The following is a 10534-nucleotide window of genomic DNA, read 5'->3' as shown; positions in this document are numbered from 1 at the left end:
TCGGAACTGTCTTTATTGCTACAACTTTGCATGAATAGGATGAAAAGGCCTGACACAGTCAAAATGAAAATTTCAGAACTGTAAAAATAGTGATTATCCTTTTTCACTTTCATGTGGTTATCATTTCAATTTTCCTCAACTGATACTAAAATTCATAATTTTAGCCAAATTTATGAACTCAACTTCAAGTTTTTAACTAAATTCATGAAGTTATATTCAAATACAACCCTCACAACAAATCCAAATTCCCAAAAATCTTTCAGGAAACTTATCCGGAATCAGCGTTCAAAGTCATAAGCCCAGAGAATTTTTATGAATTGGCGGGTTTGGGATAATCATAGCCTGAATTATATCTGCCTATTAGCAAGTTGGGGAAACGCTCACCATAAGATTTTCGCTTTGAGTCATTTTGATTAAATTTAGGCATGGAAAAGGATGTCGAAAAATCTTTGGCAAAAGAACCCGACTTGAGTTACGGGAACTATACCTATGCAGATTACCTGACATGGGAAATGGAGGAAATGGTCGAGTTGATCAAGGGGAAAATCTTTAAAAAAGCTGCTGCAGCACCCAGAAGAATCCATCAATGGCTGACAGGGATTCTTTTTAGAGAAATGAGTCTGTTTTTAAAAGGTAAAAAATGCCAGGCCTATATTGCTCCTTTTGATGTCAGACTTCCTGTCAAATCTCAAAAAGATGATAAAATCCATACCGTCGTACAACCTGACATCTGCGTGATTTGTGATGAAGAAAAGTTGGACGATCGGGGTTGCATCGGTGCACCCGATTTGGTAGTGGAAGTGCTTTCTCCCGGGAATAAACAAGTGGAGCTTCAACACAAGTACGAGGTCTACGAAGAATCGGGCGTTACTGAATATTGGTTGGTCGATCCCGAAAGTCAGACATTACTGATTTACAGTTTGGTTAATGGAAAATACCAGGCCTCCCGCTTACTGACCATAGGCGATATTGCCAAATCGGCTGTTCTTATAGGTTTTGAATTGAATTTGGAGGAGTTTTTTGGGGATTTTAGGTGATTAGAGGCGTTTCACCAACCCAAATTAATCGCTAAAATCACAACTTATGCTTTTTGTATCAGTATACTAAAGTGTACATTGTTTATCATTTAACACCAAAAAAATGGATTTAACGAAAAAAGCAAAAGAAGAATTAGAAGAACGATTGGAAAAAATTGAAAATTTTATTGCAAAAAATGGTTTGGGATCAACCTACCTACAAAAAGCCCAAAAAACACAAAGAGACATCAACCTGCTTCTCGCTTTAGGTGGAGTACTTACTATTGCCGGTCTTGTCCTATGGATGAAAGTGAGGAACAACGAAGAATAAACTGGTTTTTTTCAAAGATTTTGGATTAATGGGTTGATTAATTTCAACCCCTTGATCCAATAAAAATCTTTATTATTTGCTGTAATTAAATGCGCGCTGCATGTTATTGCTATAGCTGCAATCGGGGCATCTCCCGGGGTCATTTTTTTTCTCTATTTTAGGGAAATTGCTTTTGTTCCAATCTCAGAGCTTACAGGTATAATTTCAATGCTTTCTAAAATCAACTGAAAATCATCCATATTTCACCTCTTATATTTTTTAGATTCAGACAAACGCTCGAATATCCATCTATGTTTTGATGAGGCAAATTAGCGTTAGGTCCCCCACCCCATTATTTCAACCTTATTTCCACAGTATTTCTATTCCATTGGCCCTGTTCGAATATCTATATCTACAAATATCTCCTCACCCCCAATTTATTCCTTCCCCAAAATTCGCCTTGTCCACTTCTTCAAATCCCCTTATCTTACGGAATTAAAATTTAAATCTATGAAGAAACTATACACGCTTATTCTTGGCCTGATATTAAGCTTCCAAGTTTTTGCCCAAAAAAGCCCGCAGGAATTTCTAGGCTACCAAATGGGAGAGAGATTCACCCCACACCATAAGGTGGTGGACTATTTCGAACACCTGGCCTCCACATTGCCTAATGTTCAATTGGTATATTATGGAGAAACTTACGAAAAAAGACCGCTGTTTGTAGCCATTGTTTCCAGCCCAGAAAATATTGGAAACCTGGAGAATATCCGCTTGGATAACCTCAAAAGAACGGGCATGGCAGAAGGTAGTCCCAGCACTTCCGTCGCCATCAACTGGATGTCCTATAATGTGCACGGCAATGAAGCCGTGGGCACGGAAGCTGCCATGAAAACTTTTTGGCAGATCGCTGATCCTAACAATGCACAATCAAAAGATTGGCTGAAAAATCAGGTACTCATTATTGATCCATGTGCCAATCCGGATGGAAAGGATAGATACACTGTTTGGTACAACCAAAAACAGAACAAAAGGCTACAACCGGACCCTCAGTCTATTGAGCACTTCGAACCTTGGCCTGGAGGCAGACCCAATCATTACCTGCTTGACTTAAACAGGGATTGGGCCTGGCAAACACAGATTGAATCTGAACAAAGACTAAAGCTATACCATGAGTGGATGCCACACCTTTTTGTGGATTTCCATGAGCAAGGCATCAACGACCCCTTCTATTTTGCTCCTGCTGCCCGACCTACCCATGAGCAGCTGACCCCTTTCCAACATGAGTTTCAGGAAATCTATGGTAGAAATACTGCCAGGTATTTTGATGAAAATGGTTGGTTTTATTTCACAAAAGAACGGTTTGACCTGCTTTATCCTTCCTATGGTGATACGTATCCCATGTACAGTGGCGCTATCGGAATGACCATCGAAAAAGGTGGATCAGGACGTGCGGGTTTGGGTATGTTGGACGCCTTGGGAGATACAGTTACGCTTAAAGAGAGGATAGAGCATCAGCATTATGCCGGTATTTCAGCCATTGAAGTTACCTCCCAAAATGCCGGAAGACTGGCAGAAGAGTTCAGCAATTATTTCAAAAGCAACAGCACTAACCCAAGAGCCAAATACAAGAGCTTTGTGATCAAAGGAGACCAAAATCCTGAAAGGGTGAAAGCCCTTTTGGCCCTAATGGATAAAAATAAAATCCATTATGGTTTTGCCGGAAACCGATCGGGATTGAGGGGCTTGGATTACAACACAGGAAAAACAGCGACTTTCTCTACTACGGAAAAAGACATTGTCATCAATGCTTACCAACCAAAATCGGTATTGACCCAGGTGCTTTTTGAACCCGAGGCTACCCTACAGGATAGTATCACTTATGACATCACGAGCTGGGCTATGCCTTATGCTTATGGGGTGCAGGCTTATGCCTTGGAGACCCGTCTGGACGCTGCCAAGAAGTTTGAAAAACCTGCTTTTACACCCAACGAGGTGGATGGTAAACCTTTAGCTTATCTTGCACCTTGGCATGCCACTGTGCATGCTAAGTATTTAGCAGCTTTATTGAATGAGGGGATCAGGGTAAGGTTTGCAGAATTTGACTTTGAAATCGGTGGTCAGTCCTATCCAGCAGGCACCTTGATTATTCACAGGAATGGCAACCAATATGTGGCCGACTATGATAAAAAAGTTGTAGATCTGGCCAATACATTTGAGATCAGCCTGCATACCAGCAACTCTGCTTATGTGGACAAAGGCAAAGATTTCGGTTCGCCAGATGTCCGGCCCATCGTCAAGCCAAACGTAGCCCTGCTCGGTGGAAGTGGCACCTCTTCGCTCAATTTTGGGGAGTTATGGTATTTCTTTGAGCAGGAGTTGGACTATCCAGTCAGCATATTGGAAGCAGAAAATCTGTCTAGATTTGACCTTTCCAAATACCATGTGATCATATTGCCATCTAGCTGGGGTTCCTATCTTAACGAAAGCAATATGGACAAAGTAATAGACTGGGTCAGAAATGGTGGCAAACTCATTGCTATTGAAAATGCATTGAATGCTTTCGCTGATAGAAATGGCTTTGACCTGAGCCGTTACGATACAGATGAGGAGAAAAAGGCTGCTGAAAAAGAGCAAAAGGAAACTCAGAACGTAGAAAGGTTAGAACCTTATCAGGAAAGGGAAAGGTTGGCCATTGCCAATGCCGCTGCCGGTGCAATTTATGAAGTAACCTTTGACAAAACACATCCACTTGGATTTGGTTTGGGAGGCAAATTCTACACCTTGAAAAACAACAGTTCCCGCTATTCTTACCTCAATAATGGCGTCAATGCAGGCATTATCCCAAGCAATGATGCTTACCGCTTTGGCTATATCGGCCACAAGATCAAGCCAAAAATGCCAAAGTCTATGGTATATGGGGTAGAAACCAAAGGCAGGGGACAGATTGTCTATATGGTGGACAACCCCATGTTCCGTTCCTTCTGGGAAAGTGGAAAGTTGTTAGTGGCGAATGCGGTTTTCTTTGTAGGACAATAATAGAGGCGAGAGAGGGCCGAGCGTTAAAAAAAGCTATTTGATAGCTTTTTAGCGAGGAGCCAGGTTGCAGGGCTGGAAAAACAAGAAATTAGACTCTATCTGTGTAGAAATGGAGATTTTGTACGAAGTACCATCTACCATGTACTAAGATAAAGTTCGAGCAAATAGGAAGCGAGCTTGTCTACCTTATGATAGGAGGTGATAGTTTAGAGTCAAGAAATAAGACTCTGGTAGGAGTCTAATACCAGCAGGTTATTTGCCCCGAGTAACCACTCGGGTTTCAAAGCGAATAATTGATCGGGCCCTTCCAACTCTGTTAGGAGTTGAATGAATGGTTTAACCTGTGATTTTCAGAAAACACAATTTTAAAAACCTCCTAGATGGATCTAGGAGGTTTTTTTATGCATGAGACAACCATCTAAACTGACTTCCACAAAAATATCAAGCACCTGATCTGCAAAAATTCAGTAACTGTATTCGACGCTTGGTCCATCTTATTTGAGGACTCAGTCAGATTCATTTTAAATGCCTCAAGTTTCTCATGACTTTTGGGCATATATCTGAATCAATGAAAGCCATATTCTACTTCTTTTTACTTTTGATCAGCCCGATGATATGGGCACAGACCTTACTGACCGGAGAGGTCAGGGATCAAAAATCCGAAACCATTCCAGGGGTCAATGTTTACCTGAAAGGCACGTATACTGGCACCTCTTCAGAAATCGACGGGAGTTTTAAACTTGAGGTAGAAGAAAGTGGCCTCCATATTTTGGTATTCCAGTCCATGGGTTTCAGGGCTTTGGAAATAGAGGTCAACCTACAAGGAGGCAAGCTTGAATTTTTCCCAATCCTGAAGGAATCCATCAATGAAATGACCGCTGTGACCATATCAGCAGGGGCAATGGAGGCATCTGATGAAAAAAGAGCCGTGGTATTACGTCCTGTTGATATTGTCACAGTACCCTCTGCGATGGGCGACATTATCGGTGCATTTCAGACCTTGCCGGGGACCGCCAATGTTGGTAATGACGGGAGGCTGTTTGTTCGTGGAGGTGATGCCACCGAAACAGCCATTTTTATAGACGGTCTCAAAGTTGGAAATGCTTTTGGCACCACCGCCTCAAATGTACCGACCCGGACCCGATTTAATCCCAATTTATTCAAAGGTTCTTTTTTTAGTACGGGAGGTTATTCGGCGGAATACGGTCAAGCACTTTCATCTGCTTTGGCGTTGAACACGGTGGATTTTCCAGTAAGAAATCAGGGTGATATCAGCTTTATGTCAGTGGGTGGGGGTTACACACAAACCTTGACAGGAGAAAAAAACAGCCTGACAGCTTCAGCCAATTACTTTGATTTATCTCCTTACCAAGCAATGATCAAGCAAAATTTTGATTGGGAAAGGGCTCCTTTTGGTTGGGATGCAGAGGTATCCGGCAGGCAGAAGTGGGGAAAAAACGGAGTCATTAAAGCTTACGCACATACAGAAGCAAGCGGGATGAAAATCTGGCAACCTATACCTGGTTCTGATGAGCGCGGCCAATTGGTTGGAGTACAAAACCAATACACTTTTGCCCAAACATCATTCAGACAATTAGGGGAAAACGATTGGAGTTATTATGGCGGAATATCTTATTCCAATAATGTGGACAAATTTGACATCGGTCGGATGGAGATGAGAAACCAAAACCAATTGGTCCATTCCAAATTGGCTGCCATCAAAGGTTTTTCGGAGAAGTTTTCGGTCAAGACCGGTTTTGAATCTTATCTGTTCAACTATGAAGAGGCCTTGATTTCAGAAGATTTGAAAAGGGATTTCAGGGATCATCATTCCATCCTGTTTTCAGAAGCGGATTATTATGTCAACAACAGGTTGGTATTCCGCGGAGGAATCAGGGCAGGACACAGTTCCTTGGCTGGTCAAAGTTGGTTGGATCCACGGATTTCTTTGGCTTACAAATTTGACCATGATGGGCAACTTTCCTTAGCTGCTGGACAGTTCAGCCAAATGCCTGTTGAGCAATTAAGGGTTCTTGAGCAAAGCACTCAGAATACCCGTGCAGACCATTTGATCCTAAATTACTTTTTGGTCAAAAATGGCAGGACTGTTCGGGCAGAAGCATTTTACAAAGACTATAAAAATCTCATCACTTATGAAGTGGCCCAATTGTTCCCAATGCCTTTGGGATTTGACAACATTCAGCAGAATGGGGAAGGTTATGCCCGTGGGGTTGATATTTTTTACAGGGATCAGAAGAGCTTCAAGAACACTGACTTTTGGGTTACTTACAGTTTTGTGGACAGCAGGAGAAAGTTTGCACATTTCACCGAAATGGTACAGCCCGGCTTTGCTCCCCGTCACAATGGTTCGATAGTGGTCAAGCATTTTATTTCCTCTCTTAAATCACAATTGGGGGTTTCTCTGAGTGCCAATGATGGCTATACCTACGAAAACCCAAACCTACCGGGGCAGATGAATGCCAAAACCAAAAGCTTTCAAGACCTGAGTCTGGGTTGGAGTTACCTGCCAAAACCAAACCTGATCATTCATTTGGCCTGTTCCAATGTATTGGGCAGGGACAATATTTTCGGCTACCAATATGCCAATGAGCCCAATGAGAACGGATTATATGAAGGAAATCCAATACGGCTTCAGGCACCAAGATTTCTTTTTTTGGGGATATTCCTGACCCTTTCAAAAGACAAAACAGCAAATAATTTAAACAACTTATAAAATATAGAAACTATGAAAAAGTACAGTCTTGCCATTATCGTGATGATGCTGATTTCCTTGATGACATATGCATCCAATGAAGCTTACGAAAAAGCCATGCTCAAAGAGCTTCAAAATATGAAAACCGCTACCAGTCCAGAAGACCTCAAAAAAGTTGCCAATGGTTTTGCCAGAATTGCCCAAATGGCCGAGGAGGAATGGCTACCGGATTATTACGCAGCCCTTGCCCTGGCCAATGCAGGATTCCGAAGTGAAGGTGGAGCAAATGTAAAGGACCCCCTTTTTGACCAAGCAAAAAAACATGCGGAAAAAGCAGCCAAAATTTCTCCCAACAACTCTGAGGTTGTAGCACTGCAAGGTTTTATTACGATGGGTGAATTGGCTGTAGATCCCGCTTCCCGTGGACAGCATTTGTCCAGTTTGGCCATGCAGACTTTTGGTAAAGCTGTGGAACTTAACAGACAAAACCCCAGGGCAGTCATGATGTTGGGGCAAATGGAGATGGGTATGGCCCAGTTTTTTGGACAGGGTCCTGAAAAGGCATGTGGCTTAGTAGATGCCAGTTTGGCACTTTTTGCCAAGGAAGCCGCTGAAGCCAAAGAAGGCAATCTGAATCCAACATGGGGAAAAGCCATGGCTGAAGAAATGAAGAAAAACACCTGTAAATGATTACTTGACCTTCTTGATTTTTTTCAGGAGGGTCTTTATTCTGATTATTCAACATATAGAAATACACAATTCCTATGAAAACCACACTAATTCTGCTTTTAATAGGACTGTTTTTTGGCTTATCGGCATCTGTTCCGCTTTGGGCCCAAGAGCAATTGAAGCCTAATTCCGGTCTAGGTTTCGGATTTCAAGTAAATCAATTTCAGAATGATTTCGGGTTTGGGCTGAATCTGACAAGTCCGGAAATCCTGAATGGAAATGCAGCTTTCCGCCTAAAAGCCAATCAGGTTTACTATGAGCACCTCTTGGATGGGAAGTATGTTTGGTCCGGCTATCAAAATGTCTCCTTGGGTTTCGTCGGTTTTGGCGGAATGGTTGGCCAAAGTATCCGCCTATATGGTGAAGGAGGGTTAGTTGGAATTATCCCTTCAGACAGATTTTCTTCGGAATCCTTTAGGTTAAGCGCATACGGAACTTTTGGTTTTGAGTTTTTCCCAACTCCGGCTTTTAATTACTTCCTGGAATTGGGTGTCATGACCTCCCAAGCAAGAGCTGATAAAATCGTAGGAAGTCCATTTTATTCAAATGGATTTGTTGCCAGCGTCGGGTTTAGAATGAATCTGAAAAAATAAAATCACAGAACTTTATTAAAATACCCTTTAGCCATGTACAACCTCATTAACAATCAAATCGGTTTGATTCACTTTATAGCTTCTGTTTTGGCTTTGGTTTTTGGTTCAGCAGTTTTGGTGATGACAAAAGGAAGCAAAATCCATAGCAGAACAGGCTATTTATATGTAGTAAGCATGGTAGTTTTGCTGGTAACGGCCTTTATGCTTTATAACTTATTTGGCAAATGGGGGATTTTTCATTTCTTCGCAGTGGTCAGTTCCTGCCCGCTGATTTTAGGGATGATTCCGATTTTAGTGCGCAATCAAATCAAAAATTGGGCTTATCTTCATTTCTCCTTCATATATTGGTCTGTGATAGGGCTTTATGCCGCTTTTGTCAGTGAGATGTTGACCCGAATTCCTGAAGTGCCATTTTACAATATGGTGGGTTTGGCCACCGCAGGGGTGATGCTTGTTGGCGGAATATTGTTTGGAATCAATAAGGCAAAATGGAGTAGAATGATGATAGAAATATCCAGAAATAAATAAATCAGTTGTTTCAAATCTAAACCAATTTATAATGAAAAAGAGCCCTAAAAATCTAAAATCCAATAAAATTCTATTGGGAATTTTCCTGCTTACTTTGATGACTTCCTGTGCGGCAAATGAGCCAGTTGATGAATGCCTTACAGGTCAGACCTATGGATTCCTTTGGGGAATATGGCATGGGATAATCGCTCCAATCAGTCTTACCATCAGTTTATTTGATGAGGAAGTAGTGATGTTTGCGGTGAACAATACCGGGTTTTTCTATGCCTTGGGTTTTCTGATTGGTTCCGGAGGTTGGGGAATATTGGCTTCAAAGGCCAAAAAAGACTAATATTTAAAAGCAAAAAAACAGATATTCCCATTATAAACATCCTCTCAGGAAAATTTTATGAGCAAAGATTTTTTCCGATCAGCCACCATCTTCTACTCCGCCAAGCGGTTTTTCCTACTGAATTTTGGGATTTCTACCACCTTGATGTTGTTGTTCTGCCCAACTTGCTTTTTGTCTTTGGAGGGGATTTTGTCCATAGCTCCGGATTGGATTTTTTCTTTTTTAATGTCCTCTGCATTAAGTTTGGGAGGGTTCAAGGTAGAGGAGTATTATAACAAAAGAATATCTTGGATCGAAAAGCCGGTGAAAAGACTCTTTTTGACAGCGGCTTCTTACATGGTTTATTCTTTTATAGTCAGTTACATATTGGTGGTACTCTATGTACTCATGTCAGTAGAAGGGGTAAACCTGACAAATATCAATTGGATCTCAATGTTGGAAAATACCCTGATGCCAACATTTATAGCCCTAATTATCATTACTATTTTCATTTCCAGATCTTGGTTATATGAGTGGCGTTCTGCTGCCATTGAAGCAGAACAGCTTAAATCAGAAAATATCGCCAGCCAGTACCAATCTCTAAAGGACCAATTGAATCCCCATTTTCTGTTCAATTCACTCAATGTACTGAGTAACCTTGTTTATGAAAGTGCCGACAAATCTGCAGAATTTATTCAGCAATTGTCCAAAATCTACCGCTATGTTTTGGAGGTACAGCAAGAGGAGTTGGTAGGTTTAGACAGGGAAATAGGTTTTGCAGAGAACTACCTAAACCTTCAAAAAATCAGGTTTGAAGGTAGTTTGGAGTATTTCATCGACGTTCATCAGTTAAAGGGGTATCACCTCCCGCCTCTTTCTCTTCAACTGCTATTGGAAAATGCCATCAAACACAATATTGCCAGTTTGGAAAAACCACTCAAAATCATGATTGAACAAACGGATAGCAATTTAATTGTGAGCAATATTCTTCAGCCCAAATTGACCAAGGAGGAATCAAAGACTGGAATCGGCTTACCCAATATCGAAAAGCGTTATGCCCTCTTAAGTAACCAAAGTCCAAAAATCACTGAAACAGAAAAGGAGTTTATCGTAGAACTTCCCCTGCTAAAACTTAACGGCGCATGAACATACTTTTGATAGAAGATGAAAGACCTGCTGCCAATAGATTGAAGCAACTTACATTGGAATTGCTTCCCGTGGCAAATATCTTTGGACATTTGGACAGCATTACATCGGCAATCGAATGGCTGCAAACCAACCCTGCGCCCGACCTGATAT

9 protein-coding genes are annotated in these 10534 nt (G+C 41.4%); all 9 read left to right on the top strand.

What is annotated here, in order from left to right; all coding sequences use genetic code 11:
• Nucleotides 1-425: 425 nt before the first annotated feature.
• The 9 genes from QZT73_RS08210 to QZT73_RS08170 all read left to right on the top strand — a co-directional run bounded on the left by QZT73_RS08210 (nt 426) and on the right by QZT73_RS08170 (nt 10381).
• Nucleotides 426-1037, top strand: a complete 612-nt coding sequence (locus QZT73_RS08210) for a Uma2 family endonuclease (RefSeq protein WP_291787616.1) — start codon at nt 426-428, stop codon at nt 1035-1037.
• A gap of 103 nt (nt 1038-1140) precedes the next feature.
• Nucleotides 1141-1347: a hypothetical protein gene (locus tag QZT73_RS08205; protein ID WP_291779487.1), complete on the top strand. Its 207-nt coding sequence runs from the start codon at nt 1141-1143 to the stop codon at nt 1345-1347.
• A 489-nt stretch (nt 1348-1836) separates the two neighbouring features.
• A complete protein-coding gene (locus tag QZT73_RS08200; protein WP_291787614.1) occupies nt 1837-4362 on the top strand; it encodes a M14 family metallopeptidase in 2526 nt (841 codons plus the stop codon).
• A gap of 568 nt (nt 4363-4930) precedes the next feature.
• The gene (locus QZT73_RS08195; RefSeq protein WP_291779481.1) at nt 4931-7096 is read left to right on the top strand and encodes a TonB-dependent receptor; all 2166 of its coding nucleotides are present in this window, start codon (nt 4931-4933) and stop codon (nt 7094-7096) included.
• Nucleotides 7097-7108: 12 nt separating this feature from the next.
• On the top strand, nt 7109-7765 hold the full coding sequence (locus QZT73_RS08190; protein ID WP_291787612.1) for a hypothetical protein: 657 nt from the start codon (nt 7109-7111) through the stop codon (nt 7763-7765).
• A 74-nt stretch (nt 7766-7839) separates the two neighbouring features.
• On the top strand, nt 7840-8397 hold the full coding sequence (locus QZT73_RS08185) for a hypothetical protein (RefSeq protein WP_291779475.1): 558 nt from the start codon (nt 7840-7842) through the stop codon (nt 8395-8397).
• A 33-nt stretch (nt 8398-8430) separates the two neighbouring features.
• Entirely contained in the window at nt 8431-8925 is a 495-nt protein-coding gene (locus tag QZT73_RS08180) for a hypothetical protein (RefSeq protein ID WP_291779473.1), read from the top strand.
• 31 nt (nt 8926-8956) lie between these two features.
• Complete coding sequence (locus tag QZT73_RS08175; protein ID WP_291779470.1) at nt 8957-9256, top strand: hypothetical protein; 300 nt, start codon at nt 8957-8959, stop codon at nt 9254-9256.
• 57 nt (nt 9257-9313) lie between these two features.
• The gene (locus QZT73_RS08170) at nt 9314-10381 is read left to right on the top strand and encodes a sensor histidine kinase (RefSeq protein ID WP_291787610.1); all 1068 of its coding nucleotides are present in this window, start codon (nt 9314-9316) and stop codon (nt 10379-10381) included.
• Nucleotides 10382-10534: the final 153 nt, after the last annotated feature.

The organism is Cecembia sp. (assembly GCF_007126775.1).
In the GTDB taxonomy this organism is placed as follows: domain Bacteria; phylum Bacteroidota; class Bacteroidia; order Cytophagales; family Cyclobacteriaceae; genus Cecembia.
Note: the sequence above shows the minus strand (reverse complement) of the source record. Positions and strands in the feature narration are given on the sequence as shown.